Consider the following 26,472-nt stretch of genomic DNA (forward strand, 5'->3'; position numbering starts at 1 on the left):
CCGGCGGACGTCCCGACGGCGTCAGGCTGCGGGTGCCACGCCCCTTCCGCTCATGCGGTGCGTGTCCCCGCCCCGGGCGCGGTCCGGTGGCCCGGACCGCGCCCGACGCCCGTCACATCGCTGCTCCCCTGGAGTGCCCATGGCTTCGTCCACCGTCGTCGAACTGTCCCGCTGGCAGTTCGCGATCACCGCGATCTTCCATATGACCTTCCCAGCGCTCACCGTTGGGCTCTCCGTGCTGCTCGCAGTCGTCTACACGGTCTACGTGCGCACGGGCAATCCCCTCTACCTGCAGATCTTCCGGTTCTGGAAGAAGATCTTCGCGGTCGGGTTCGGCCTGGGCGTCGTCGCGGGCACGGTGATGACCTTCGAGTTCGGCCTGAACTGGGGCACGTACGCCCACGCGGTGGGTCCGGTCATCGGGGTCACCATCGGCATGGAGGTGATCACGGCCTTCTTCCTGGAAGCGGGTTTCATCGGCCTGATGCTGTACGGGGACGGACGGATCCGCCCGCGCACCATGGCCCTGGCCGGCTGGATGGTCGCCTTCGGAACCCTGCTGTCCACCACCTGGATCCTGTCGGCCAACAGCTGGATGCAGAACCCGGTCGGCTACGAGAAGGTCGACGGCCAGTTCCACGCGAAGGACTGGATCGGCATCCTGCTCAACCCGGCCTTCGCCCACCGCTTCCCGCACATGCTGCTGGCCGTGCTGATCAGCTCCGCCTGGTTCGTCGGCGGCATTTCCGCCTGGTACCTGGTGAAGAAACGGTCCTCCGCCCAGCCCATGGCCCGCCGCTGTCTGTCCATCGCCCTCGGCGTCCTCGGTGTGCTGATGCCGGTGCAGCTGTACGTCGGTGACGGCACCGCCGTCTTCATGGGACAGCACCAACTGCCCAAGCTGGAGGCGTTCGAAGGCAACTGGCAGAGCGACAACAACGGCTACAACCTGCTCGTCGTCCCCGACACCGACAAGGGCGAGAACCGGCTGCACGTCGAGATTCCCTACCTCGGCTCGGTCATCGCCCAGGACCTCAGCGGCAGGACGACAACGCCCGGACTGCTGCAGACCCCACCCGACGAACGCCCCAACATGTGGGCCACCTTCTACGGCTTCCGCGCCATGTACTTCACCGCGCTGCTCATGTTCGGCACGGCCTTCACGGGCGTGGTCCTGCGCATGCGCCGGCGCCTGTACGACTCGCCACGCTTTCTGCGGTGGATGGTGTGGATGACCCCGGCCGGGATCATCGCCATCACCGGCGGCTGGATCGTCGCCGAGACGGGCCGCCAACCCTGGGTCGTCTACGGCCAGTTGCGCACCGCTGACGCGGTCTCCCACCTCAGCACACCCGAAGTCGCCGCCACACTCGTGTGCTTCGTCCTGCTCTACGTCACCCTGCTGGCCATCTGGGCCCGCTACATCGTCCGTACGGTCAAGGCCGGCCCCGAGGCACTGCCCACCGGCCCCGCTTCGCCCGACGTCCCGGAGGCCCTCGTTGCTTGAGTACGCCGCTTACGCCCTGGTCCTCTTCTCGCTCGGCATGTACGTCGTCCTCGACGGCTACGACCTCGGCGTGGGGATGCTCAGTCTGGCGGCCGGGCCCGAGCGCCGGCGGGAATACGGCGAGATCGTCGCCACCGCCTGGGACGCCAACGAGAGCTGGCTCATCCTGGTCGGCGTGGTCCTGTGGGCCGGCCTGCCCGGCGCCTACGCCGTGGTGCTGCCCGGCGTCTATCTGCCGCTGATCGTCATGCTGGTATCGATCATCCTGCGCGGACTGGGCCTGGAGATGCACAGCGCGGCAGGCCGCTACCGGCGGGGCTGGGCGCTGCTCTTCGGCGGGGCTTCGCTCGCGGCCACCGTGTGCCAGGGCCTCGTCCTCGGTGCCGTGCTCACCGGCCCGCAGCAGCGGAACGGAGCTTTCCACGGCGGGGCCTTCGACTGGTTCAGCCTCTACGGTGTGCTGTGCGCCCTCGGTCTGGTCGTCGTGTACCTGCTGGCCGGGGCCGCCTGGCTGCAGGACAAGACCGAAGGGTGGTCGCGGTCGGGGGTCCGGCGCACCGGACGGTCCCTGCTGTCGGCCACCGTGGTCATGGCGCTCGTGCTCGGCCTGCTGCTGCCGGGCGCCGAACCGCAGCAGTTCCACCTGGGCCAGCCGGTACGGGCTGTGCTGTTCTGGCTCGCCGTGGGGGTCGCCGCCGTGGCAGGCGCCGTCGCCTGGCACGGCTTCGGCCGCAGCCCAGACTGGCGGCCATTCGCGGCCGTGGCCACCATGACCGCCAGTGGGCTGCTGGGCCTCGCCGCCGTCTCCCTGCCGGTGATCGTGCCGCCCGGCCTGACCGTCCATCAGGCGGCGAGCCCGCACTCCTCCCAGCTGTTCCTGGTCCTCGGCGTCGGCCTGTGTATGCCGTTCGTCCTGGCCTACAACATCTACGCGTGGCGGAGTTTCCGCGGCAAGTACAGCGATCCGCTGGAGGACCCCGCACCGCCGTTGCCCGCCCGGGGCCGCTCGCTTCCGGCCGCACCGAAGTCCACCGGCGCACCACGGACGATCGTGCGACGCGTCCTGCTGACGGTGCTCGGCGTCCTGGCCACCGGCCTCTCCCAGGACGTGTTCGGCGGCGTCTGCGACCTCATCGGACCGATCGGCGTCACGGTGCTGGGCTGCACCGCACTGGCCGCCTGGATCGTCGGCGACCGCCGTGACGCCCGCGCCGGATACTTCGACGCGGACACCGGGGCGGAGACCACCTCGTGAGCGACACCGCCGTACTGCTGGACGAGCTGGCCGCGGACCGGACCGACGATCCGGCGCCCGTCAGGCTGAAGGCCTGGGCGGCGGTCGCCCGGTCCGAGCTGCGTCGCGCGGGGATCCTGCGCGGCTCGGCCCGGTCGGGCACGGTGCTGTGGGCGGGCGGGCTCTCCTGGGGCGCGCAACGCGGTCTGTCGGCGCTGCACGGCGAGGTGCCCGCGACGGCCCTGGTGCTGCCCGCCCTGCTGACCGCGGCCGGAGTCGCCCTGCGCGCCTGCCTGTTGACCGCGGGTGACGCGGCAGCCGCCCGTGGCGCCCGCGTGGTACGCGAGACATTGCGCCGCCGGATCATCGAAACGGCGCTGCCCGCCCGCGGGCCGGCCCGCACCGACCTGGGCGAGACTGCACCCGACCGGGCCGTCGACGGCGAGGTGGACCAGCTGACCGACTGGCTCACCGGATACGTGCCCGCACGGACGACCATGCTGCTCGGCAGTGGCCTCGTCCTGGCCGCCGTCGCCTGCCGCAGCTGGTTCGTCGCCCTGCTCGTGCTGGCCGCCACCCCGCTGCTCCCGGCCAACCTGAAGGTCATCGGCCTCGGCACACAGAGCGCTGTCCGCGCCCAGTTGGCCGGGATCCGCACCCATCAGGCCGGGCTGCTGGACCATCTGCGCGGGCTGCCCACCCTGGTCGGGCTCGGCGCACACGACGAGGCGGCCCGTGCCCTGGAGCGGGACGACCGGGAGGTCGCCCGGCGGACCGAGAAGGTGCTGCGGATCGCCTTTCTGTCGACCGCGTGGGTCGAGCTGCTCATCACCGGCACCCTCGCCGTGGTGGCGACCTACTGCGGCCTGGTCCTGCTCGATTATCTGCACCTGCCCGTCGTCCCGGACCACATGAGCCTGTCCGCCGCGCTGTTCGTCCTCGTCCTGGTACCCGCCTACTTCGCCCCGGCCCGGGACCTGGCCGCCGGCTACCACGCCCGCGCCCGAGCCGCTGCCGCCGCCGAGCTGCTGGCCCCGATCCTGGACGCACCCGAGGAGACGGACCTGCCGTCGGCCGTGCCGCTCCGGCCGGTCCGAGGCTCGTCGCCTCCCGGCGTACGTCTGGAAGCCGTGACGATCCGTCACCCGGGGCGTACGGCACCTGCTCTGGACCGGGTCGGTGTGGAGCTCGCACCGGCCCGGTGTCTCGTCGTCACCGGACCGAGCGGGGCGGGCAAGTCCACCCTGCTGGCCGTCGCGGCGGGCCTGTCCGCCCCGCACGAGGGACGGGCGCTCCACATGCTGGACGGACGGGCCGTCCCCGCCGATCCCGGCCGGGTCTCCTGGGTGGGCCAGCCGGCACACCTGCTGCCCGGCACCCTGCGCGAGAACCTTCTCCTGGCCCGGCCCACCGCGAGCGACCACGACCTGCTCGGCGCCATCGCCTCCCTCGGCTTCGAAGACCTTCTGACCGCGCTGCCCCACGGACTGGACACACCGCTCGGCGAACGCGGCACCGGCCTGTCCTCCGGCCAGTCCCAGCAACTGGCGCTGGTCCGGGCGCTGTTGCGGGACGCGCCCCTGCTGTGCCTGGACGAACCCACCGCGCACCTGGACCCGGAGGCTGAAGCGCGGGTCCTGTCAGCACTGCGGACGCTGGCCCGCGACCGTACGGTCCTGCTCGCCACCCACAGTCCGGCACTGCTGCCGCTGGCGGACCAGGTCATCACACTGAGGCACGGGAGAGTCCGGTGAACGGGAGCGGCGCCTGGCGTCTGCTGCGCATGGCGGCTCCGCGCCGCGCCCTGCTGGCCGGCACACTGCTGGCCATCGCGGCCGAACTCGGCGGTGCCGCGCTCCTCGGCGTGTCCGGATGGTTTCTGACGACCTGTACCGTGGTCACCCTCCAGGCCAACACCACCTGGTCCTGGATGTATCCCTCGGGTGCCGTGCGGACGCTGGCTCTGGCCCGCACCGGACTGCGCTACCTCGAACGCCTGGTCAGCCACCGGACGTTGCTGTCCGCCTCCGTGACGCTGCGCACCCAGCTGGCCCGTGGCGCCGCCCGGCTCACCCCCCGTGAGCTGCGCGGACAACGCGACGGGACACTGCTCGCCCGGCTCACCTCCGACGTAGAGACCGTCGCGGGTCTGCCCGCAAACGTCTGCGCACCGCTCGCGGCGGCCGTCACCACCGCGTGCCTGATCGAGATCCTGCTGCTGTGGGCGATGCCGCTCCTGGGGGCGGCAGAGCTGGTCGTCTGGGCGGCCGGGCTGGTCTGCGCCCGGCGAGCCCACCGCCGCGCACGAGCCCATCTGGGCACCGCTGCCGAGGCCAGGTCCGAGCTCCGTACCGTGCTGCTCGGCAGCCGGGCCGCCTTCGACGAACTGCGCTGCCTGGACGCCGTACCGCAGGCGCGACGGTCGGCGACGGCCGCGATGGCGACTGTCGAATCCGCCGAGTGGGCCGCCGCCCGAGCCGAACGGCTGGGACGTCTGGCGCTGCGCCTGCTGGCCGCCGTCGGCCAGGCTTCGGTGCTGGTGATCGCCCTGTGCGCGGCCCCGGCTCAGCCGGTCGCCTCCGTGGTGGGCGAGGTGCTGCTGGTGGCCGCTGGGTGGGAGTTGCTGGAGCGGCTACCCCGGCTGCTGCACCTGCTGACCCAGGCGGGCGAAGCAGCCGGACGCCTCGCGCCCCTCGCTGCCGAGGAGCCACCCGCGGGTCGGCAGCGGCCGACCTCACACGTCCTGGAAACAGACGGACTGCCGCTTCCCGGCTCGCCTGCAACCCTCTCCACGACCCTGTCCGGCCCCGGCCTGGTGCTGGTCACCGGCCCCAACGGCAGCGGGAAGTCGACGCTGCTCGGACAGCTCGCCGGACGGATACCGGCCCCTGTCGGCACGGTCCTCCTCGACGACACACCGGTGCACGAGCTGCCGGCCCGGATCGTCGCCGAGACGGTCACCCTGGTGGAGGCCGACGACTGGCTGGCCGACGACACGGTGGCGGCCAACCTCCGTCAAGCCGCCCCCTCGGCCGACACCGCCGCCCTGCGGGCCGTACAGAAAGTGGTCGGTCTCTCCGCGCTGCCGCTCGACACCCCGGTGGGGCCCGGCGGACGTCTGCTGTCCCAGGGGCAGCGACGGCGCCTCGCGATCGGACGCGCCGTGCTGCGCCGCCCCCTGGTGCTCCTGCTGGACGAACCCACCGCCGGCCTGGACCGGCCCACCGCCGAGGCGCTGCTGGCCGCGCTGTTCCGGACACTGCCCGAGACCTCGGTGGTGATCGCGATGCAGGAGCAGGACCTCGGCCTGCCCGCCCGGCCGCCCACCGCGGTCGTCCGCCTCGGGCGAGGCGGGGACCTGGCCGGCGGCGGCTCGGCAGGGCCCGTGGCGGCCGGCCTCAGTCGAAGCGGAGGCCGGACAACTTCCTTTCGCGCGCGGTGACATCGTCCCCGGGTACCGCTTCGGAGGGACGGCGGCCATGAGGGCGTGAAGATGCCGAACCACATGGGTTCCTCTTCCGGCAATCGCGTGCGGTGGGAAACGCCAGGCGCCGGGTGCACGGCCGTCATGACTGTGCGCGCACCGGGACATGCCCTCCAGTGCCCTTCTTCCGCGCGTCGGCACCGTGCCCCGTCGTCCGGCACGGATGATGACCGCTGGGGCCGGCTGCCGATCCGGTGCCCTCTGTTGGGAGAGGAGTTCTTCAATGTCTGATGAACCGGTATTGGTGCTTGCGGCGACCGGTGGACAGGGCAGGGCCGTGATCGACGCGCTGCTGGCCCGCGGGGCCCGGATCAGGGCGCTGGTCCGCGACCCCGGCCACAGTGCCGCGCGGAAACTGGCCGGCCGGGACGTCGACGTGGTGGCGGGGTCCCTGAGCGAACGCGGGTCGCTCGCCGCAGCCATGCAAGGGGTGGCCGGTGTGTTCGCTTTCACCACACCCTTCGAGGCCGGTGTCGAGGCGGAGGTGGGCCAGGGGCGTGCCATCCTCTCCGCCGCGGCGCAGGCGCGCGTCCCGCATCTCGTGTTCAGCTCGGTCGCCGGGGCCGATCAGGACAGCGGCGTACCGCACTTCGAGAGCAAGGCGCGCATCGAGGCGGAGCTGGCCGCGGGAGATGTGCCGTACACGATCCTGGGACCGACGTACTTCTTCGACAACGCACTCGGCGGAGCGGAACGCATCCTCGACGGTGTTCTCGATCTGCCGCTGCCGCCCGATCGGCCGTTGCAGCAGCTCGCCCGCCCCGACCTCGGCGCGTTCGCGGCGAAAGTGCTGCTCAACCCTGTTCCGTATGTCGGACGGCGTATCGAACTGGCCTCCGACGCCCCCACTCCGGCACGGATGGCGACTGCGCTCGGTGCCGCGGTGGGACGGGAAGTCCGCCATGAGCGCGTACCGCTGACGGCCATCGGCAATCCGGACATGCATGCGATGTGGACGTTCCTGAACGGCCCCGGCTACCGCGTCGACATCCCCGCACTTCACGATGCCCACCCGGAGATCCGCTGGACCGGCTTCGCCGACTGGGCGCAGCGCGCCTGGGCGAGCGCCCGCTGAACCTGCCGTCCGCCTGTCGGCCCGGATCTCACAAGCACGCCCGTGCGATCCGGTCCGGCCCGGATCTCACACGTTCACGCGATGTGGCGAACTCGCCCCCACTGGCTCGGTGTGTCCGGAAAACGCACAGGCCTGGGGCGGAGATCATGTCGTCGGATTCTTCACTGCTGGAGCCCGGTCCCTCGGGCGCCCTCCACACCACGGACACGGCGCCCGACCACCGACGGCCAACGTACGGTTGCAACGCTCTGTCCCGTACGTTCGGGGCGGTGGACATGGGCGTTCCCGACGTGGTCGACCGCGGCACGATCCGTATGTCCCCGCTGGGCCCGCTGCAGGTCGTCACGGTGGACGGCGACCCACTGCGGGTCCTACGGCGCACGGCGGCTCGTCGCGGGCAGCGACAACGACGACCACGTGGTCGTGAAGCCACCGCTCAGAGGTTCCGACTGGGCGCACGGAAGACCTCGCCGACGTGCAGTTCCTCGAAGGTCCGGGCCGGTACGACCAGGAAGGCGTCCGGGTCGAAATCGTTGGTGTCCACGGCTTCCTGGTCACCCATCACATCGATTCCTTCCGCCACTTGCCGTGCTCGATGTGGACCGCGAGTACGTTGGGGTCGCTGTTCGTGAAATAGGCGCCGCTGGCGATGTACGCCGTGCCGCCCCGTACGGCGAGCGAAGTGGGGTTCTGCAGCCCGTCGGCGGTGGTCAGCACGATGCTGTGGCTCCCGTCGGGCCTGACCAGGGCGACCTCGTTGTCCTTGTTGATCGCCGCGAGCAGGGTGTCACCGGCGCCTGTGAAGTCGAAGTCGTCGATGTCGACCAGTCCGGTGGCCCGGGTCTCGATGGGCCCGGCGCTGCCGTGGCACGTGAGGGGAATGCGCAGCACGGTGCCCTTGTCCAGGTTGGACACCCAGGCCGCCCCGTTGTGGATCTTGATGCCGTTGGCACCCAGGAATCCGGTGGGCAGCAGCTCGGGGGCGGCGGCCCACCGGGTGGGCGTGCTGCCCGCAACCGGCACCCGCCAGACGATGCCGAGGGCCGAATCGGCTACGTACAGCAGGCCACTGTGCCTGTCGAGTGCCAGGCCGTTGGGCAGGCTGTCGGCCGGAAGCGCGGCGATGCGCTGTGGAGCGCCCCCGGGGCGCAGGCGCCACACACCGGTCAGCTCGCTGGTACCCGTGGCGTACAAGAAGTACAGCGTCCCGTCGTGGGTGCGGACGATACCGCCGAGAAACGGCGAGGTAAGGACCGGGGTGACGGACCCGGCCCGGGGTGACGGCAGGGTTGCCAGGACGTGCGCCCGGCCGTCGGGGGTGATGCGGGCGACCTGGCGGGAGAAGGCGAAGGTGACGTACGCGCCGCCGCCGGGCTCCAGGGCTATGTTCTCCGGTCGCTGCCCGTCGGTCATGTTCAGATGCGCGAGGAAGCGTGCGTCCGGGACCGGACCGGCAGTGGCGGTCGCCGCGCCGGTGACGGTAATCGTGAGGGCCGCCGCCACGGCTGTGGCCAGCAGGCCGGTCCGTGACCATCGCTCGGCTGCGGACATGGTGGTGTTCCTTTCCGGTGTGAAGACTCAACGTGTGTGCTCAGCCGGCGAACCGCCGGCGCAGTTCGCCGATGCCCTCGATGGAATCGACCGGTTCGTCGCCAGGGACGAGCCGGCGCTACGAAGGGCGCCCGGGACCGACGCGGTCCGGGGTGCCGGTGAAGTCGGAGAATGGCCTGGAAAGCTGGATGAACGGCTGAGCCGCCACGCCAACGCGGCTCCACGCCGAGATCCGTCTCCACGTCATAGCCGGATCCGGCCGGGCCGGCCGTTGGATGCGCGATATCAGTCGCCAGGTCGAACGCCGCCCCGTCGATCACCGGTGACCGCTGTCCTGATGCAGTTCGGCCACATAACCGCCGGGGAACTGCACCATGGCGCTGGAGTAGCCGTCGCCGGTGTACGGGCCCCACAGCACTTTCGCGCCCGCTGCCTCGGCCTTCCGCAGTGTCACGACGAGGTCCTTCACCGCGTATCCGGTGGTCTCCCGTCCGAACGGGTAGGGAAGATGGCCGTCGGTGACGCTCACGACCGTGCAGCCGAACGGGGAGCGGATGGCGATCCGGCGATATGTCTCCTTGGGCAAGCCGATGTCACCGCCGTCCGCCGCCCGGCGGTCGGCGACGACACGCCCCCCGGTGAACTGCAGGTAGGAGCCGAGGAATCGGCCCACCGAGTCGGGCGTCAGGTAGACGCGGTTGTCCGGCACGGATTCCAGGGGTTCGTATGACGGCGCCGTGGTGTGCCAGTACAGCTGGGCGTTGATGCCGCCCGGGAACTGGACGATCGCGTCCCGCCCGATGGGGTCGTCGAAGGGCTCGACGACCAGTTGCGCCCCGCTCTGCCTGGCCAGTCGGACGCCCTTGTCGAAGTCGCTCATGAGCCAGCCCGTCCGTTCGGCGCCGAACGGGTACGGGGCGGGCGTCCGGAAGTCGAACACGGACAGGTTGCCGACGGGCGACATCACCAGTTCCGACTCCGTCTTGCTGGGCGTCGGCGTGACGGTCGTGAGGACCTTGGCCGTGTGGGTACCGCCGAAGGTCGCGCCCCAGCTGGCGACGAACGCGTCCACCGCTCCGGGGGTGACATAGACGTGCGTGGTGTCGTACTGGGGACCTACCGCCGTGGTCGAGGCCGACGCGGCGGCTGCCCCGTCCTGGGCCGAGGACGGCGCCCCGGATCCCACAAGGCTCAGTGCCACCATGAGGGCGGGCAGCATCCACGCCATCGCTCTGCGCTTCATTTCCGTTCCTTTCCGCAGGAACCGCATACGGCGAAAGCTAGGCGCCGAGCGCGGGAGCGATCATGCTGACAGCGCCCCGGGTCTTGCCATTCCGGGAACAGTTCCGGCCGGATGTCAGGTCTCCAGGTGCGCAGCGCGCCACTGCACCGGCGACATCCCATACGTTTCGCGGAACGTCCGGCTGAAGTGGGAGGGGTTGGTGAAACCCCAGCGGGCGGCCACCGCCGCGATCGACCTGTGGGCCGCGCCGGCCGTGGCGAGTTCCTCGTGCGCCGACTCGAGCCGTCTCGTCCGCACCCAGGCGTTGACGGTGGTGCCCTGCAGCTGGAAGAGGCGATGCAGGTAGCGCAGGGAGATGCCGTGCTGGTCGGCGATGCTCTGAGGGCTGAGTCCGGGGTCCTGCAACCGGGCCTGGGCGGATGCCGTGATCCGCTCCCACAGTGCGGGCGCGGGCCGACTGCTGACCTGCTCCAGGGCCAGGGTGGCCAGGATCTCCGCCGCGATGCGGGCGAGGTGGTCGCGTCCGGTGGCAGGGGTCCGCGTGATCTCGTCGACGAGCCCGCGCAGCAGCGGCAGCAGCAAGGCCGCTGCTCCCTCCTCGGCGTCGTCCACCACGGTTGCCGTCAGCGCGGACAGCTGCCCTTCCTCCAGCCGGAGCAGGGCGCGGGGCATCATGAGGACCCGGGCCCGCTGCCGCGTGGGCAGCACGATCCGGTACGGGCGCCGCGCGTCGTGGAACGCCAGTCGGCCGGGCCGGAGTTCGGCGACGCGGCCGTCCTGCAACAGCGTTGCGGTGCCGTCCAGTTGCAGACGTACGAGGATGTGGGTGCTGGGGTCGGCGGCCACCGAGCGGGCACTGCGCAGGATCGTTCCCGGGCCGAACTCCTCAGTGGCGATCTGGAGCGCGCCGAAGCGCTCGGCAGTCAGCTCGCCCGCCCACGGGCGGTCGCCCTCCACGGCGACCTCTAGACCCGCGAAGACCTGTGACAGCGCGCGTTCCCACGCGGCGGTGCGGTCCCTGGGAGCGAGGCCCCGGATGGAGAAGGACGCCCCTTGGCCTGGGGTGGTCAGCGATCCGGTCAGCACGGCACTTCTCCCGTCCCACGGCTTGTACGCTCCCGGTCGAGCCAGTCCGTGGGAGACAGGCCGAAGGAGCTGTGGAAGGCCCTGCTGAACCGGGCGGGACTGGTGAAGCCCCAGCGTCGCGCGACCTGGCCCAGGCTGACCGATCCCGGTGCCCGTGCGACGAGTTCCCTACGGCACTCGTGCAGCCGCAGCTCGCGGATCCACTGGCACACGGTGATGTCCTCGGCCTCGAACAGCCGGTGCAGATAGCGGACGGAGACGCCATGGGCCTGGGCGACGGCCCGGGGGGTCAGACCGGAGTCCGACAGGTGCCAGCGGATGAAGGTCTTGATCCGCAGCAGCAGGACCCGGTCGGCACCCGGCAGGACGGCGGTGTCCTCGCCGAGCCGGTCCGCCGCCGTGGCCGCCATCAGGTCGAGGACACCCTCGGCCAGTCGCTCGCCCACCGGCGTCGCGTATGCCTCGGAGGTGTCCGCCAGCCGTTCCAGCAACGGGGCAAGCAGGGCGGGCAAGCCGCCGCTCGGGCGCACGGCCCGCGCGGTGAGCTGCCTCAGATCGGCCTCCGACCGCCCGAGCAGGTTCCGCGGGACCGCGAAGATCTTCAGCTGGAAGCGTTCCGGGAACGTCGTGCGGAAGGGCCGAATGGTCTCGAAGAACCCGATGTCACCGGCCCGCAACTCGGTGGTACGGCCGTCCTGTTCGACTTGGGCGCGGCCGCCGCTCTGGAGCGCCACGAAGACGTCCCGTCCGTCGCCGCGGGCTATGAAGCGCGGCGACCGGTGGACGCGCCCCGGGTCGCACTCCACCGTGGTGATCCGCAGGTTCCCCAGGTGGTCGGTACGCAGGGCCGCGTCATAGGCCGGGCCGTCGGTGGCGATGTCCATCCCCACCAAGGTCGCGAGCACGGCGTCGTGCCAGAAGTCCAGGCTCTCGCGCGGCGGAACCGAGCGCGTGCTCAGCACCTGGGCTCGACTCGCGCCGGAATCCGGCCTCCAGCGTCTCTCCTCGAAGGAGCCGATCACGGTTGGCATGGTCTGAGCATGCTGTAGCCGTACTGGCCGGCGCATCAGTCGGTCGACTGGTCACCGTGCCCGTTCCGCGCCCTTCAGCGCAATCGGGCGCGCAGGAAAGCGCAACCGGTCACCACAGCTGCCCGGGTGGGCGCGCTGCTGTGCAGGGCGTGCAGCGCCACGAAGTCGTGGATCGTGCCGAGGAACCGCACGGCCGACGCCTCGACGCCGGCCGTACGCAGGTTGCGCGCGTACTGTTCGCCCTCGTCCCGGACCACGTCGGCCTCGGCGGTGACGACCAGCGCCGGCGGCAGCCCCACCAGGTCCTCGGTCCGTGCCCGCAGCGGTGACGTGGTGGGCTCCTCCCGCAGGGCGGGGTCCGTGACGTAGCGCGCCCAGTACGCGCGCAGCGCCTGGCGAGTGAGCAGGTATCCGGTGGCGAACTGCCGTTGTGAGGGGCTGGCGCAGTGGGAGTCGGTGAGCGGGTAGTAGAGCAACTGTGCGCTGAACCGTGGCCCGCCCCGGGACTTCGCCAGCATGGTCACCGCGGCAGCCAGCGTGGCCCCCGCGCAGTCGCCCGCCACGGCCAGCCGGTCAGCGTCCAGGCCGAGTTCGTCGGCCCGGGAGACCGCCCAGGCCAGCAGCGCGTAGCACTCCTCCAGCGCGACGGGATAGCGGGCCTCGGGGGTACGGCTGTACTCGGGGACGACGGCGCACGCCCCCGCGCCGTCGACGAGTTCGCTGATGAGGCGGGCGTGGGTCTGCGCCTCGCCGAGCGTCCACCGGCCACCGTGCAGGTACAGCAGCGCGGGAAGCAGGCCGGTCGCACCGGCCGGGCGGACGGTCCAGAACCCGACCAGTCCGGAGGGACCGACGCAAGCCACGCGGTAGACCGCTTCCACGTCGAAGTCCTCGAAACGGTCCACCTGGGTCTCCCGCAGCGCCTGCCGAGCCGTCTCCGGCCCGAGGTCGTCGAGGGACGGAGGCGTGGCGGACGCGGCGACGACGCGCTGCACCACGGGGTCGAGGAGGAAGGTCGCGGGGGAGTCACCACCGGCTCGGTCCCCGAAGACTCCCGGCATCACGCACTCCCCTCCGGCTGGGCCGCGCCGCTGGCCCGCAGGTGCGCACGGAACCGGATGGTCTGCGCCTCATCTGTCCTGGAGGAGGTCACGCAGTTGCTGGCGGCGGCTGATGCCGAGCTTCGGGTAGACGTTGTACAGGTGGTAGCCCACGGTACGTGGCGAGAGGAAGAGCTGTTCACCGATCTCACGATTCGAAAGGCCGCGCGCGGCCAGCTGGACGATCTGCCCCTGCTGTGCCGTCAACTGCTCCAGCAGAGCCGCGGTGTCGGGGGTGGGTGCCGCTCCGCTGGCGCGCAGTTCGCGGGCCGCGGCCGCGGCGAGGGCGCCCGCGCCGATACGTTCGGCGGTTTCCAGTGCGGTGGTCAGCTGCTGACGCGCCTCACGTATCCGGCGGCAGCGCCGCAGCCAGATGCCGTAGTTGAGGCGGACGTGGGCGCGTTCCCAAGGCCACCGGTCCGCCTCGTGGTTGACCAGGGCGAGGTGGAAGTGCTGCTCGGCGTCCTCGTCCGGGTCGACCAGGGCGGTGGCATGGTGCAGGAGCAGCGTCATCCTGGTGCTCGGGCGATCCCCCTGCTCCGCCCGGACGCGCACCAGGATCGGAACAACCTCGGCCGTGCGGCCGGTGCGTCGGGCCGCGACCGCGAGTTCGGCGACGCTCCGGGGCGACAGGACGGGGTGCGACGGCGAACCGTCGGCGGTGAACAGCTCGCGCAGGTGTCGCCAGGCGCCGTCCCAGTCCCCGTGTGCGATGGAGGCGAGTCCCCGAGCGCGCAGCAGGCGCGCGTGGGTGGCCATGTTCTCGTTCAGGCAGACGGCGCGCCAGATCGAGGGGGTGAGCCGGGGCTCCGGCAGGACGGTTCCGCGCAGCGCCTGCAGGGCCAGGGCCTGCGCCTCCAGATCCGCCTGGAGGCGTGGCAGGCGCAGCACCGCGGCCTCGGCCGTGGCCTCCCGGACCAAGTCCTCGGCCTCGATGAACCACCCGATGCCCATGAGGGTCTCCGCGAGAGCGAGGACGGTCCAGCCGCGGATACCGAAGGCACGAGCGGTCCTGAGCTGGGCGTCGACCTCGCGGAACTGCCCGAGCCACACGTCCGCCTCGTCCGCGAGGTAGGCCACCGAGAGGGCCGCCACGCGGCAGGCCGGCGTGTCCAGACCGTCCAGCGGCGCACCGTGCGGATGTCCGAGGCTCGCCGGCGAGCCGGTCGCGGCCTGCGGCCGGACCACCGCGGTGACCAGCGCGTCCAGTGCCTGCTGTGTGTCCGGCCGGTCCAGGCAGCCTCGAAGCCCCGTCACCGAGGTCCGGGGCCGGTCGACACGCTCGGTCTCCCCGGCACGGTCGGTCTTCCGGGCACGGTCGAGCAGCGTGGACAGGCCGGCCCGGTGTTCCGGCAGTCCGGACTGGACGGCAATGCCCGCCGCCACCGCCGTCAACGCGAGCGCGGCGGACCGGCCGACCGCCGGAAAGTGCTCCGCGGCGTTGACCAGGACGTCGAAGGCCTCCCGCTGGGAAGAGCCCAGCGACAGAATCGAGGCCAGGGCACCGGCCGCGACGCAGTCGAGTTCCGGATCTCCCGAGTCCTGGACGAACCGGCCGTACAGGTCCCTCACCCAGCCGGGATCCCCCACCGCATGCGCTGCCACCAGAGCTTCGGCCAGGCGACGTGCGCGTTCCCGCCGCTGCGGGCTGAGCCGGGCCGCCTGCTCCAGGGCGCGCGCGGTGCCCATGACGTCGCCGTGCCGCCATGCGGAGTCCTCCAGCGCGGCGGCCACGGACTCACTGGGCTGCAAGGTGGCGCCGGCCAGGTGGCGGGCTCTGCTCTCCGGCCGCGTCACGGCCTCGGCGAGGTCCAGATGAGCCTGCTGCCGTTCGCCAGCCGGATGCCGCGAGAACGCGGCCGACCGCGCCAGCGGATGCCGGAAAACGAGGCGGTCCTCCATCAGCGAGACCAGACCGGCCGCCTCCGCCGGCGCCCACACCGCGACGTCGTCGGTGTCCAGGGCGGCCATGAGGACGGCGATGTTCTCCCCCGGCACCGCGGCCGCGGCATACAGCAGGGCACGTCCCGTCTCGGGGGGCAGCGCGTCGAGTCGCGCCGCGAAGGCGTGTGCCATCAGCGGGCGTCGCGCCGGAGCACCGTCGGCACCTCCCGCTCGGAAGGGCGTTGGCATACGGCGGCTCAGTTCCACGAGGGCCAAAGGGTTGCCTTCGGCTTCCTCCAGGATCTCCAGCCTGCGCCGACCGGTCGGCGCCCCCGGCTGTCCGGCCAGCAACGCCACAGCCGAGAGGGTGCTCAGTGGACGCAGATGCAAGGTCTCCATACCGGGGGGCAGGCTGGGCGGCGGCGCCTCGCCTCGCGCGGTGAGCAACAGCCTGACCGGGCGGCCTGCCAGGCGCCGGACCCCCGCGCAGAGCCCGTCGACAAAGGCACGGTCGCAGGCGTGGATGTCGTCCACGCACACCAGTACCGGCCGGGACGTGGCGAGCCGGTCCAGTAACGCCAGAAATGCGGCCTGCACCTGGCCGTCGCTCGGCCCGTCGTCGTGGGAGGCGGGACTCAGCGCGGCGCTCAACACCTTTCCCTGTACGGCGGGGAGGCCGGGCAACTCGTCCAGGACCGGCACCAGCAGCTGCTGCAGACAGGCGCGGGCGTGCCGATGGTCGGCGGCCCAGCCCTGCGCCGACAGTACGAGCATGCCGTCGCCGGCGGCCGGTTCCCGGACGTGGCGGAGCATGGTGGTACGCCCGATCCCCTCCTCCCCGAGGAGCAGCAGCGCCTGGGGACTGCCGGGCTGTCCCGTCACGCACCGCAGGATCCGCTCGATCTCGCTGTCGCGGCCCAGTGGACGCGACGCCGTCGTACGACAGGACCGGCTGCCGGCTTCCTCGCCGGCCGCCGGTCGGGATGGCTGGGCAGTCATGCACGTACTCCGGACCTGCTCGGCTGCCCACGGCTGTGGGCATGTTTCCTGGCCGAGTGAATAATCGTGGTACCGAGGTCGCGACGCTTCTGTCACATGACCGGTCGTCCGCCGCTTCCGGTCCTGACCGGGGTCGGTACCGCGAGCGGCGGTCCTGCGGCGGCTTGTACTCGTGCAGCCGGCCGAGGCTGACAGGATGACCGGGGTCATGATCACCGGCTGGAGGAGTGCGACCGTGGTGCACGTGGGGCCCGACTACCCTGCCGATCCGGGCATTCTGGGCAGATCCGTCGAACTGTCCCGCCTTGAGGAGCTGCTCGGGGCGGTGGACAGCACCGGTTCCCAGGTGCTGGTGCTGACCGGTGAGCCAGGAGCGGGCAAGAGCACCCTCGTCGACTGGACGGCCGAGCAGGGCCGGGCCCGCGGGCTGCGGATCCTGCGCGTGCGGGGCAGCGAGGGCGAGGCCGGACTGGGGCTCGCGGGTGTCCATCAGCTTCTGCATCCGCTGCTTCCCGGCGACACACTGCCCGCCCCGCAGCGGGAAGCCCTCGACCGCGCCTTCGGGCTGACGGCGGCACCGGACGACGCGGCTCTCGACCAGTTGCCGCTGTGTGTCGGCGTGCTCGCCCTCATCGGCGACGCCGCTGCGCGCCGGCCGCTGCTCCTGCTGGTGGACGACGCCCAGTGGCTGGATCTCGGCTCGGTGGACGTGCTCGGCTTCCTCGCCCGGCGCCTGGAGGGCAAGCCGGTGGTGCTGCTGCTCGCCGCCCGCGAGGAGGCCGTGCCGGCCCGCTTCGACCGGGACTTCCCGCAGGTGAGCGTCGGCCCGCTGAGCCGGGCGGCGGCAGGGCTGCTGCTCGACGCCCAGTCGAACCCGCCTCGCAGCCGGGCTCGCACCCAGATCCTCCAGCAGGCCGCCGGCAACCCGCTGGCCCTGATCGAGCTGTCCAGGGCCCTTGCCAAAGGCCGGACCGGCGCGGGTCAGGACGGCGGCGCCACGCTGCCGCTCACGGCGCGCCTGGAGAACCTGTTCGCCGCCGACCTGCCCGGGCTGCCCGAGTTCACGCGAGAAGCACTCCTCCTGGTCGCCGCAGCGGGCACCGGACACCTGGCCGACCTGCTGCGCGCCGCCCCGTCCTTGGACATCGTGCAGGCGCTGGAACCTGCGGAGCGCGTCGGACTGGTGCGAATCGAGGACGGCCAAGCGCTGCTCCGTCACCCGCTGGTGCGCTCGGCCATCAACCATGCGGCTTCCTTCGCCGAGCGTCGGCGGGCCCACCTCGCGCTGGCCTCCGCTCTCGCCGTGGAACCGGACCGCCGCGCCTGGCACCTGGCCGCCGCGGCGACGGGTCAGGACGCGGAGGTCGCCGACGCCCTGGCGGAGAGTGCCGAGCGCGCCCGCGCCCGGGGCGGGTACGCGGCGGCCGCGTCGGCGCTGGAACGCGCCGCGGAGCTGACCCCGGCGCCGGAGCTACGCGCCCGGCGCCTGCTGACGGCTGCTCAGGCCGCCATGTTCGCAGGCCATCCACAATGGGTCGGTGAGCTGAGCGGCCGGGTCGGCGACCTGACCGAGGACGCCCGGCTGCGGGCGGAGGCCTCCCTCCTGGGCGGGTGGTCCCTGGGTGTGACGCTCCGCCACGAGAAGGCGCTGGCACTGCTGTTCGGTGTAGCCGAGGCCACCGCCACCTCGGCACCGGACCTGGCGTCGGGCACCCTGGGCACCGCCGCGACATCCGTCTACAACTCCGGGTCAGCCTTCCACCGGGCCGAACTGCGGCGGATCAGCGCCCTGATCGACGAAACCGGCAATCCCGCCGCCCACGCCTGGGCCCGAGCGGCTGTCGACCCGCACCGCCAACGAACCCGGCTTCTTGGGCTGTTGAAGGGCGCGCTGGCCGCCATGTCGCCGGAATCCTTGGGGGACCTCACGGCGCTCGGCGGCACGACCTGGATCCTGGACGAGACCGAGCAGGCCGTTCACCTTCTCGGCCGGACCATGGACCTCATACGCCGCGCCGGCAGCGCGGGCACGAACGCGACCGTCACGCAGGCGCTCGCCCTCGCCCTGTTCGAGAGCGGTGCCTGGACGGCGGCCCAGGACGCGGCGGACGAGGCGTTCTGGATGGCGACCGAGGCAGGAGCCGACAACGTGACCCTGGGCTCCTGCATCCTCCAGGCCACCCTGCGCGCGCTGCGGGGCGACCATGCGACCGCGCGGACGCAGGCCATGGAAGCCGTACGGGGCGTGGACCTGCGCAGGTCCCTGAGCCTCCAGGTCCGACACCGGCACGCCCTGGGAATGGCCGCGTTCGTCGCCGGGGACCACGCCGACGCCTACGAGCAGCTGCGCGCGGTCTTCACCCGCGACTTCCACCCCGCTCCCGTGCACTACCACGCCTCCGTCTACTACCTGGGCGACCTGACCGCCGCGGCGGTCCGCGCCGGACAAACGGACGACGCGCGCGCGGTGGTCGAGGCCGTCGAGCACAGCCTGGAATCCGACAGGTCCCCCCGACTGGCCGCCGTTCTGCACCGAGCCACCGCCCTGCTGAGCGACACCGAGGACGCCGAGGACCACTTCCGCGCCGCCCTCGCCGACTCCGCCACCGACTGCTGGCCTTTCGAGAAGGCGCTCGCCCAACTCGACTTCGGCGAGTGGCTGCGCCGGCGCCGCCGCAGCACCGAAGCACGCCCGCACCTCAACGCGGCGCTGGAATGCTTCCAGCGGCTCGGCGCCCGGCCCTGGACCGATCGCACCGCCTCGGAACTACGGGCAGCAGGAGTCCCGGGGGCAGCGGCAAGGGCCGCGAGCGCGGCGGACGCGCTTACCGCGCAGGAACGGCAGATTGCCGAACTGGCCGCCCAGGGCCTGACCAACCGCGACATAGCGGCCCGCCTGTACCTCTCACCTCGCACCGTCGGCTACCACCTGCACAAGATCTTCCCCAAGCTGGGTATCAGCGCCAGGGCCCAACTCCGCGACGCCCTGTCGCAGGATTCGCCGCAGTGATCGGGTGCCGTGCGAGCACGGCCATGAAGTGTGCCCGCACGGCCGTCGGACGACGAACGCAGTCGTCATCCCGCAACCGCCACCTGCCGCGTCGGCAGATCGAGGCTGGTGAGCTGCTCACCTGCCGCGCTCCAGGCCATTGGCATCGCGGGTGCGTTGGCCCGGAGCGGTAGGCAGGTACTCCAGTAGAACGGGGCCGGGGTAGAAGGTCGCGCTGTCCCAGCCGGCCATGGCTCTGGCCCAAATTGTGTGGAGCGGTTGCCCTCCGTCGCAGTACTGCCTCGGACAGGCGCTCAGTCAGTGAAATCACCGGTCTCGGACGGTCCAGCCGGCGCGCCGTGGTCGACGAGGCGGAGGAGCTGTGGGTTCAGCGTGTCGGAAGCTGCCAATAGCCTCAGGCCATGGGCATTCAGGTCGATGCAGTGGCGGGTTACCCGATCAGCGATGAGATGAAGAGAGTGTTCGGGTTGACGGCTGGACAAGGGAGAACATCTTCTGGCTGATGGTTCACTGCGGGCCCGCGACGACACGGGAGCTGGGCGAGCGCATCGGCTTGTCCTACGACCAGACGCGCTATCGCATCGGCCATGGCCATCAGCGCTTCTTCGTGGAAGTACGCGAATCGCTCTTCCCCAGCCCTCGCGTCGTCATCGTCCACCAAGTGCTGTTCGGCGTATACAGCGGCATCGTGCCGGACGGCATCGCCGATCTGGGCGTTGCCGGCCTTGACTGGGCCGGCGACAGCGCGGTGCTGGTCCTCCTGACAGGCGCCTGCCGGCCCTCAATACGGTCCTCGAAGCAGTCTCGACGTGCCTGTCGTAGTGGCCCCGCGCACATCCGGCCCGAGAACTATGGTGTCCCGCCACATACGCCGCTGACCTGCCCCTTCCTACGGTGTGGCGACACAGAACCGTCCCCGCCCACCCTCCGGAAGTGGTACCCATGACCGCCCCAGCAACCTCTCCGCCAGCCCCCTCGAACCTCAAACGCATCGTCGCCGCAAGTCTCATCGGCACCACCATCGAGTGGTACGACTTTTTCCTGTACGGGTCAGCCGCCGCGCTGGTCTTCAACAAGCTGTTCTTCCCCGAGTCCGACCCGCTCGTCGGCACGCTGCTGTCCTTCCTCACGTACGCGGTCGGCTTCGCCGCCCGGCCGCTCGGTGCCCTGGTGTTCGGGCACTACGGCGACCGGCTCGGCCGCAAGAAGCTGCTGGTGCTCAGTCTGCTGATGATGGGCGGAGCGACGTTCGCCATCGGACTGCTGCCGACGCATGCCACGGTCGGGGCCGCCGCCCCCGTGCTGCTCACCGTCCTGCGGCTGGTGCAGGGCTTCGCGCTCGGGGGTGAGTGGGGCGGGGCCGTGCTGCTGGTGTCGGAGCACGGGGACGCCGAGCGGCGCGGCTTCTGGGCCTCCTGGCCGCAGACGGGCGCGCCGGCCGGGCAGTTGCTCGCCACCGGGGTGCTCTCCGCGCTCACCGCACTGATGTCGGAATCCGCCTTCGGGGCGTGGGGCTGGCGCATCCCCTTCCTGCTCTCCGGTGTCCTGGTGGTCATCGGTCTGTGGATTCGTCTCTCCGTCGACGAGTCACCGGTCTTCAAGGCCGCGCTGGCACAGGCCGAGGAGCGCAGGTCCGCGGCCGGGACGACGGAGAAGATGCCGCTCGTCGCCGTGCTGCGGCATCACTGGCGCGATGTGCTGATCGCCATGGGCGCCAGGATGGCGGAGAACATCAGCTACTACGTCATCACGGCGTTCGTGCTCGTCTACGCGACCACGGCGGCGGACCTGAGCAAGCAGACGGCGCTCAACGCGGTGCTCATCGCCTCGGCCGTCCACTTCGCGGTCATCCCGATGTGGGGCGCGCTGTCGGACCGGGTCGGGCGCAAGCCGGTCTATCTGGTCGGCGCGATCGGTGTCGGGCTGTGGACGTTCCCGTTCTTCGCGCTGATCGACACGCGGAACTTCGGCAGCGTGCTGCTCGCCGTCACCGTCGGGCTCATCTTCCACGGGGCGATGTACGCACCGCAGGCGGCCTTCTTCTCGGAGATGTTCGCGACCCGGATGCGGTACTCGGGCGCGTCGATCGGGGCGCAGTTCTCCTCGGTCGCGGCCGGTGCTCCGGCGCCGCTCATCGCCACGGCGCTGCTCGCGGACTTCCACAGCTCGACGCCCATCTCGCTGTACGTCATCGCCGCGGCGCTCATCACCCTGCTGGCGGTCGGCTGCGCCAGGGAGACCAGGCACCGGGACCTCACGGACATCGACAAAAGCGCGGCCGCCCCGGACGCGTCCGAGGCGCTGCCGGCGGACGCCCGTACCGTCTGAGCGTCGTCCGCCGGGCGGGCCGGGAAACCGGGCCCGCCCGGCGGACAACGGGTCCTTACTGCTGGGCGGTGGGTTCGAACCAGGTGGGTTCATCGGTCATGGACTGCTTGATCCTGAAGAGCGCGAACTCGTTCAGCGGCGGCAGCGCGTCCACCGGGAACCAGCCCACGTCCAGCGACTCGTCGTCGTTGACGCGTGCCTCGCCGCCGGTCGCCCGGCAGCGGAAGGTGACGTCGAGGTACTGGCAACGGTCGCCGTTCGCGTACTGCACGGGCTCCAGGGCCTGTGTGAGCACCACCCGCTCCGCCACGCAGCGCACGGCGGTCTCTTCGTACACCTCGCGCTCCGCCGTCGCCGCCGGCTGCTCGCCCGGCTCGCAGATGCCGCCGATGACCGACCATTTGCCGGAGTCTGAGCGGCGGCCGAGGAGCACTCTGCCCTCGTCGTCGAAGACGACGGCGGTGACCCCGGGCAGCAGGAGCAGTTGTTGACCTGCGGTTGCGCGGATCTCTCGGATGAAATCAGGAGTAGCCATGGAGCGACCCTACGTTGCGCGGCCGGTGGGTCACCGGCCGCGCCGGCTGCGTACCGAACGGACGGTGACCAGGCCGAGCCCGGCCACGGCGATCAGCGCGAGCACACCTTCGGGGAGCGTGCCCATCCGGGTCGCGGGCGTCAGCGAGGACCTCAGCGGCACCTCGTCCACGAGCGCGTCCGGGGTGAACAGCTTCGTCTTCCGGACGATCGTCCCGTCCGGGCGGATGACCGCGCTGACCCCACTGGTGACGGGGACGACGACGGACCTGCTGTGCTCGACCGCCCGCACCCTGGACATGGCCAGCTGCTGATAGGTCATCTCGCTGCGCCCGAAGGTGGCGTTGTTGCTGGGTACGGCGATCAGCTGGCCGCCGTGCATGACGGTGTCCCGTACGGCGTCGTCGAACGCGGCCTCGTAACAGGTCACCAGCCCCACGTTCGTCCCCGCCAGGTCGAAGACGCCGACCTTCTTCCCGGGGCCGAAGTCACGCTGCACCCGGTCCACGTCCGAGCTGAAGATCCGCGCGATGGAACGCATCGGCATGTACTCGCCGAACGGCTGGATGTGGCGCTTGTCGTACGTGTCGACCGGGCCCTTCTTCGGGTCCCACTGGATGAGGGTGTTGCGCAGATTCCCGGTGTCGGGCTCGACCACCGCCCCGATCACGGTGGGCACGCCGATCGCCTTGACCGCGTCGTCGATCACGATCCGGGCGTCGGCGTTCCGGTACGGGTCGAGGTCGGAGGAGTTCTCGGGCCACAGGACGAAGTCGGGCTGCGGGACCTTGCCCTCCTTCACCTCCCGGGCGAGCTGCTCCGTGCGGCGCACATGGTTGTCCAGGACGGCACGGCGCTGGGAGTTGAAGTCGAGTCCGAGCCGCGGCACGTTGCCCTGGATCGCGGCGACGGTCGCGGTGCCGTCCTCGGCCGAGTCGTCGACGAGGGGCAGCGCGGCGAAGGCGCCTGCGACGGGTACCAGGACGGTCGCCGCCGCGGCGGCGACGGCCGCCCGCGGCAGCCTGCCCGTACGGCGGTGGGCACGGAGCTGACGTACCGCTTCGCAGAGACCGAAGCCGCACAGCACCACCGCGAAGGAGAGCAGCGGTGTGCCTCCCACGGCCGCGAGCGGCAGGAACACGCTGTCCGCCTGTCCGAATGCGATCTTCCCCCAGGGGAAGCCGCCGAACGGGACCCTGGCCCGGACCGCCTCGTCGAGGGTCCAGACCGCGGCGGCCCACACCGGCCACCAGGCGAGGCGGCTGACGGCGGCGATCCCGATGCAGCCGACCGCGATGAACACGGCCTCGGCGGCGGCGAGGGCCAGCCACGGCACCGGGCCGACCTCCTCGCCGGTCCAGTGCAGCAGCGGCAGCATGAAGCCCAGTCCGGCGAGGAGGCCGAGTCCGAACCCGGCGCGGAGCCGTTGCCGGTGCAGCACCCAGCCGAGCAGGGCGAAACCGGGCAGGACCAGCCACCACAGGGGGCGCGGCGGGAAGCTCAGATACAGCAGTGCACCCGCGATCACGGCGGCGACGGGCCGTAGCAGACGTCGCTTCCGGGACAGGGGGGATGAGGCCGGCTGCGCGGCTTCGACTGGGGTGATGGTGGCGCTCACCCGGCGGAGTCTACGGTGACCGGCTGTGGGTCCGGCAGCCCCGCCCGTGTGGTGGAACCCTTCGTACCGGATCGTTCCGTCGCTTTCCCGCACAGATCCGGCCCGCTGTCGTCCCGGCGTCAGGCTCCGGCCGTCGCACCGGTCGCGGGCAGGTGCAGGCGCTCGCGGATGAACCGTACGCCCGCCTCCGCGTCGTCGACCGTGATGGTGAACGTCCTGCCGTCGCCGAGCCGGAGCACCAGGCCCTCGCCCCTGCGGACCACCACGGCCGTGCCCTGCTCGGGGCGCCAGCGGTAGCCCCAGCCGCCCCACTGGCGCGGGGTGACCTCGGGTGCGAACTCCGCGCCCACCACATGGGTGAGCAGAATCCGGCGGCGCGGCAGGCCCATGTGGCCGCAGCGCACCTCCAGGGCGTCCCCGTCGATCCTGACGGCCACGTTCACGAAGGCGAGGGTGCCGAACAGCATGAGCAGTCCGGCGGCGACACAGCCGATCACGGACATCAGCAGCGGAATGATCCCGGAGGTCCAGTTGGAGCTGACGGCCAGTTGGACGCCGAGCGCCAGACAGGCCGCGCCCGCGGCCGCGAGTACCCACTGGGCCCGGTTGGTGGCCCGGCCGATCCAGACGGCGGAGTGGGGTTCGGCTCCGGTGTGCCGGGGTTCTCGGGGATGGTCCCTCATGCCAAGCAGCGTACTTAAATTTCCGCACGCCGGGGATGGGTCCAACGGCCCCCGACGGGTCAGCGGACCGGGCTGACGGCCCCCAGCAGCTGCCCCTCGGCGTAGGCCAGAGCGGCTTTCGGCAGGTCGGCGGGGCGTCCGCTGAGGAGCACGGTGAGACCTCCGGACGGTTCGGCCGACGGAGCGGGTTCGGCCCCGATCCGGCGTAGTGCCTGGGCCGCGACGGCACCGGCGGATCCGTGCAGTGCGACGGGCGGCAGACCGGGCTGCCGCACGGCGGCACGGATGCGCTCGCCGACCAGTTCGTAGTGGGTGCAGCCCAGGACCACGGCCCGGACATCGCGCGGGGTCAGGGCGGCGGCTGCGGCGATGGCCAGGTCGATCGCGCTCTCGTCGGCGTTCTGCACGGCGTCGGCGAGGCCGGGGCAGGGGACCTCGGTGACGTCGACGGAGCGGGCGAATTCGCCGATGAGTCCGCGCTGGTACGGGCTGCCCGTGGTGGCGGGCGTGGCCCAGATCGCGACGGGGCCGCCACCGGCGACGGACGGCTTGATGGCGGGGACGGTGCCGATGACCGGCAGCGTGGGTTCGAGCTCGGCGCGGAGCGCCGGCAGGGCGTGCACGGAGGCCGTGTTGCAGGCGACGATCAGTGCGTCCGGCCGGTGGGCGGCGGCCGCGCGGGCCACGTCGAGCGCGTGGGCGGTCACGTACTCGGGCGTACGCGGTCCCCAGGGCATGCCGTCGGGGTCGGAGGAGAGCACCAGATCGGCGTCGGGCCTCAGCCGGCGTACTGCGGCGGCTGCCGCGAGCAGGCCGATTCCTGAGTCCATGAGCGCGATCTTCACCCGGTCACCATAGTCGACCGCCCTTGCGGATCCGTTGGGGTGGGGCAGACTGCGGCAAATGAGTGCCGTTGCCTGGATCGCCGTGGGTTCGCTGGCCGCATGGGTGTGGCTGCTGCTGGGACAAGGGTTCTTCTGGCGGACCGCCCAGCGGCTGCCGCACCGGGAGGCCCCGGACCGATGGCCGTCCGTCGCGATCGTGGTGCCCGCACGTGACGAGGCCGACATGCTGCCGGTGAGTCTGCCGTCGCTGCTGGCGCAGGACTATCCGGGGAGGGCGGAGATCTTCCTCGTCGACGACTGCAGCAAGGACGGGACCGGGGACGTCGCCCGTGCACTGTCCGTACGGCATGGAGGACTGCCGGTGACGGTGGTGTCGCCGGGAGAGCCCGAGCCCGGCTGGACGGGCAAGCTCTGGGCCGTGCGGCACGGGATCGCGCTGGCCCGGACCCGGGAGCCGGACTATCTGCTGCTGACGGACGCCGACATCGCGCACGAGCCGGACAGTCTGCGGGAGCTGGTCGCCGCCGCCGTGTCGGGCGGCTTCGACCTGGTCTCGCAGATGGCGCGGCTGCGGGTGTCGAGTGTCTGGGAACGGCTGGTCGTCCCGGCCTTCGTGTACTTCTTCTCGCAGCTCTATCCGTTCCGGTGGGTGAACCGGGCGGGTGCGCGGACGGCCGCGGCGGCCGGTGGCTGCGTGCTGCTGCGGACCGGGGCGGCGGAGCGGGCGCGGGTGCCGGAGTCGATCCGGCAGGCGGTGATCGACGACGTGTCGCTGGCGCGGGCGGTGCAGCGCAGCGGCGGGCGGATCTGGCTGGGGCTCGCCGAGCGGGTGGACAGTGTGCGGCCCTATCCGCGGCTGGCGGATCTGTGGCGGATGGTGTCGCGGAGCGCGTACGCCCAGTTGCGGCACAGTCCGCCGCTGCTGCTGGGGACGGTGCTGGGGCTCGCGCTGGTCTATCTCGTGCCGCCGGTCGCGCTCGTCACGGGGCTGCTGACCGGTGATCCGGTGGCCGGCTGGGCGGGTGGCGCGGCGTGGGCGGTGATGACCGGGACGTATCTGCCGATGCTGGGCTACTACCGGCAGTCGCTGTGGCAGGCGCCGCTGCTGCCGTTCACCGCGGTGCTCTATCTGCTGATGACGGTCGATTCGGCGGTGCAGCACCACCGGGGCCGCGGCGCGGCCTGGAAGGGGCGTACGTACGCCCGTCCCGAGGCCGCGCCGGACCGGTGAGCGGAGCCGGCGGTGGGCCGACGGCGGCA

20 protein-coding genes are annotated in these 26,472 nt (G+C 71.7%); 9 read left to right on the forward strand and 11 right to left on the reverse strand.

The genetic code is table 11. The features are described from left to right. The first annotated feature begins 139 nt into the window (after window positions 1-139). The 5 genes from ACFV8T_RS30645 to ACFV8T_RS30665 all read left to right on the forward strand — a co-directional run bounded on the left by ACFV8T_RS30645 (window position 140) and on the right by ACFV8T_RS30665 (window position 7,300). A complete protein-coding gene (locus ACFV8T_RS30645) occupies window positions 140-1,507 on the forward strand; it encodes a cytochrome ubiquinol oxidase subunit I (RefSeq protein ID WP_385333940.1) in 1,368 nt (455 codons plus the stop codon). Continuing rightward, complete coding sequence (locus ACFV8T_RS30650; RefSeq protein ID WP_385333942.1) at window positions 1,500-2,762, forward strand: cytochrome d ubiquinol oxidase subunit II; 1,263 nt, start codon at window positions 1,500-1,502, stop codon at window positions 2,760-2,762. The genes ACFV8T_RS30645 and ACFV8T_RS30650 overlap by 8 nt, the downstream gene beginning before the upstream one ends. Then, window positions 2,759-4,495, forward strand: a complete 1,737-nt coding sequence (locus tag ACFV8T_RS30655) for an ABC transporter ATP-binding protein/permease (protein ID WP_385333945.1) — start codon at window positions 2,759-2,761, stop codon at window positions 4,493-4,495. The genes ACFV8T_RS30650 and ACFV8T_RS30655 overlap by 4 nt, the downstream gene beginning before the upstream one ends. Then, window positions 4,492-6,183 carry an ATP-binding cassette domain-containing protein gene (locus tag ACFV8T_RS30660; RefSeq protein WP_385333948.1) on the forward strand — a complete coding sequence of 564 codons (1,692 nt, stop codon included), beginning with the start codon at window positions 4,492-4,494 and terminating at the stop codon, window positions 6,181-6,183. Before ACFV8T_RS30655 ends, ACFV8T_RS30660 begins: the two co-directional genes overlap by 4 nt. A gap of 265 nt (window positions 6,184-6,448) precedes the next feature. Continuing rightward, a complete protein-coding gene (locus ACFV8T_RS30665) occupies window positions 6,449-7,300 on the forward strand; it encodes an NmrA/HSCARG family protein (protein ID WP_385333951.1) in 852 nt (283 codons plus the stop codon). Window positions 7,301-7,736: 436 nt separating this feature from the next. Here ACFV8T_RS30665 and ACFV8T_RS30670 read toward each other — a convergent pair whose 3' ends face one another. The 7 genes from ACFV8T_RS30670 to ACFV8T_RS30700 form a co-directional block, all read right to left on the reverse strand. Then, on the reverse strand, window positions 7,737-7,862 hold the full coding sequence (locus ACFV8T_RS30670; RefSeq protein WP_385333954.1) for a hypothetical protein: 126 nt from the start codon (window positions 7,860-7,862) through the stop codon (window positions 7,737-7,739). Next, complete coding sequence (locus ACFV8T_RS30675) at window positions 7,862-8,851, reverse strand: hypothetical protein (RefSeq protein ID WP_385333957.1); 990 nt, start codon at window positions 8,849-8,851, stop codon at window positions 7,862-7,864. The genes ACFV8T_RS30670 and ACFV8T_RS30675 overlap by 1 nt, the downstream gene beginning before the upstream one ends. Window positions 8,852-9,167: 316 nt before the next feature. Then, on the reverse strand, window positions 9,168-10,094 hold the full coding sequence (locus ACFV8T_RS30680) for a glyoxalase (RefSeq protein WP_385333959.1): 927 nt from the start codon (window positions 10,092-10,094) through the stop codon (window positions 9,168-9,170). 114 nt (window positions 10,095-10,208) lie between these two features. Then, complete coding sequence (locus tag ACFV8T_RS30685; protein WP_385333962.1) at window positions 10,209-11,180, reverse strand: helix-turn-helix domain-containing protein; 972 nt, start codon at window positions 11,178-11,180, stop codon at window positions 10,209-10,211. Continuing rightward, the gene (locus ACFV8T_RS30690) at window positions 11,174-12,211 is read right to left on the reverse strand and encodes a helix-turn-helix domain-containing protein (protein ID WP_385333965.1); all 1,038 of its coding nucleotides are present in this window, start codon (window positions 12,209-12,211) and stop codon (window positions 11,174-11,176) included. The genes ACFV8T_RS30685 and ACFV8T_RS30690 overlap by 7 nt, the downstream gene beginning before the upstream one ends. Window positions 12,212-12,285: 74 nt before the next feature. Further along, window positions 12,286-13,272 (reverse strand): alpha/beta hydrolase, encoded by a 987-nt coding sequence (locus tag ACFV8T_RS30695; RefSeq protein WP_385333968.1) that lies wholly within the window; start codon window positions 13,270-13,272, stop codon window positions 12,286-12,288. Window positions 13,273-13,341: 69 nt separating this feature from the next. Continuing rightward, complete coding sequence (locus ACFV8T_RS30700) at window positions 13,342-16,194, reverse strand: AAA family ATPase (RefSeq protein ID WP_385333970.1); 2,853 nt, start codon at window positions 16,192-16,194, stop codon at window positions 13,342-13,344. 196 nt (window positions 16,195-16,390) lie between these two features. On the opposite strand from ACFV8T_RS30700, the gene ACFV8T_RS30705 reads away from it, so the two are divergent. The 3 genes from ACFV8T_RS30705 (at window position 16,391) to ACFV8T_RS30715 (ending at window position 21,532) form a co-directional block, all read left to right on the forward strand. Beyond that, a complete protein-coding gene (locus ACFV8T_RS30705) occupies window positions 16,391-19,204 on the forward strand; it encodes an AAA family ATPase (protein WP_385333973.1) in 2,814 nt (937 codons plus the stop codon). Between the two features lie 502 nt (window positions 19,205-19,706). Next, window positions 19,707-20,150 (forward strand): hypothetical protein, encoded by a 444-nt coding sequence (locus ACFV8T_RS30710; protein ID WP_385333975.1) that lies wholly within the window; start codon window positions 19,707-19,709, stop codon window positions 20,148-20,150. Continuing rightward, entirely contained in the window at window positions 20,147-21,532 is a 1,386-nt protein-coding gene (locus ACFV8T_RS30715) for an MFS transporter (protein ID WP_385333978.1), read from the forward strand. Before ACFV8T_RS30710 ends, ACFV8T_RS30715 begins: the two co-directional genes overlap by 4 nt. Before the next feature lie 55 nt (window positions 21,533-21,587). Here ACFV8T_RS30715 and ACFV8T_RS30720 read toward each other — a convergent pair whose 3' ends face one another. From ACFV8T_RS30720 to ACFV8T_RS30735, 4 genes are all read right to left on the reverse strand, one after another. Then, window positions 21,588-22,067, reverse strand: coding sequence for an NUDIX domain-containing protein (locus tag ACFV8T_RS30720; protein WP_385333981.1), 480 nt, complete (start codon window positions 22,065-22,067; stop codon window positions 21,588-21,590). A gap of 30 nt (window positions 22,068-22,097) precedes the next feature. Further along, window positions 22,098-23,684 (reverse strand): apolipoprotein N-acyltransferase, encoded by a 1,587-nt coding sequence (gene lnt / locus ACFV8T_RS30725; protein ID WP_385333984.1) that lies wholly within the window; start codon window positions 23,682-23,684, stop codon window positions 22,098-22,100. Between the two features lie 119 nt (window positions 23,685-23,803). Next, on the reverse strand, window positions 23,804-24,367 hold the full coding sequence (locus ACFV8T_RS30730) for a hypothetical protein (protein WP_385333987.1): 564 nt from the start codon (window positions 24,365-24,367) through the stop codon (window positions 23,804-23,806). A gap of 59 nt (window positions 24,368-24,426) precedes the next feature. Beyond that, window positions 24,427-25,212 carry a glutamate racemase gene (locus ACFV8T_RS30735; protein ID WP_385333990.1) on the reverse strand — a complete coding sequence of 262 codons (786 nt, stop codon included), beginning with the start codon at window positions 25,210-25,212 and terminating at the stop codon, window positions 24,427-24,429. A gap of 58 nt (window positions 25,213-25,270) precedes the next feature. On the opposite strand from ACFV8T_RS30735, the gene ACFV8T_RS30740 reads away from it, so the two are divergent. Beyond that, complete coding sequence (locus ACFV8T_RS30740; RefSeq protein WP_385333993.1) at window positions 25,271-26,443, forward strand: glycosyltransferase; 1,173 nt, start codon at window positions 25,271-25,273, stop codon at window positions 26,441-26,443. Window positions 26,444-26,472 lie beyond the last annotated feature (29 nt).

This window comes from Streptomyces sp. NPDC059832 (assembly GCF_042731715.1).
Lineage (GTDB): Bacteria > Actinomycetota > Actinomycetes > Streptomycetales > Streptomycetaceae > Streptomyces.

Excerpts from the sequence above, each read along its gene's own strand:
- ACFV8T_RS30670 (WP_385333954.1), bottom strand. The coding sequence starts at position 7,862 with ATGGGTGACCAGGAAGCCGTGGACACCAACGATTTCGACCCGGACGCC.
- ACFV8T_RS30705 (WP_385333973.1), top strand. The coding sequence starts at position 16,391 with ATGACCGGGGTCATGATCACCGGCTGGAGGAGTGCGACCGTGGTGCAC.
- ACFV8T_RS30720 (WP_385333981.1), bottom strand. The coding sequence starts at position 22,067 with ATGGCTACTCCTGATTTCATCCGAGAGATCCGCGCAACCGCAGGTCAA.
- ACFV8T_RS30680 (WP_385333959.1), bottom strand. The coding sequence starts at position 10,094 with ATGAAGCGCAGAGCGATGGCGTGGATGCTGCCCGCCCTCATGGTGGCA.
- ACFV8T_RS30710 (WP_385333975.1), top strand. The coding sequence starts at position 19,707 with ATGGTTCACTGCGGGCCCGCGACGACACGGGAGCTGGGCGAGCGCATC.
- ACFV8T_RS30675 (WP_385333957.1), bottom strand. The coding sequence starts at position 8,851 with ATGTCCGCAGCCGAGCGATGGTCACGGACCGGCCTGCTGGCCACAGCC.
- ACFV8T_RS30665 (WP_385333951.1), top strand. The coding sequence starts at position 6,449 with ATGTCTGATGAACCGGTATTGGTGCTTGCGGCGACCGGTGGACAGGGC.
- ACFV8T_RS30740 (WP_385333993.1), top strand. The coding sequence starts at position 25,271 with ATGAGTGCCGTTGCCTGGATCGCCGTGGGTTCGCTGGCCGCATGGGTG.
- ACFV8T_RS30690 (WP_385333965.1), bottom strand. The coding sequence starts at position 12,211 with ATGCCAACCGTGATCGGCTCCTTCGAGGAGAGACGCTGGAGGCCGGAT.
- ACFV8T_RS30730 (WP_385333987.1), bottom strand. The coding sequence starts at position 24,367 with ATGAGGGACCATCCCCGAGAACCCCGGCACACCGGAGCCGAACCCCAC.
- ACFV8T_RS30715 (WP_385333978.1), top strand. The coding sequence starts at position 20,147 with ATGACCGCCCCAGCAACCTCTCCGCCAGCCCCCTCGAACCTCAAACGC.
- ACFV8T_RS30700 (WP_385333970.1), bottom strand. The coding sequence starts at position 16,194 with ATGACTGCCCAGCCATCCCGACCGGCGGCCGGCGAGGAAGCCGGCAGC.
- ACFV8T_RS30645 (WP_385333940.1), top strand. The coding sequence starts at position 140 with ATGGCTTCGTCCACCGTCGTCGAACTGTCCCGCTGGCAGTTCGCGATC.
- ACFV8T_RS30695 (WP_385333968.1), bottom strand. The coding sequence starts at position 13,272 with ATGCCGGGAGTCTTCGGGGACCGAGCCGGTGGTGACTCCCCCGCGACC.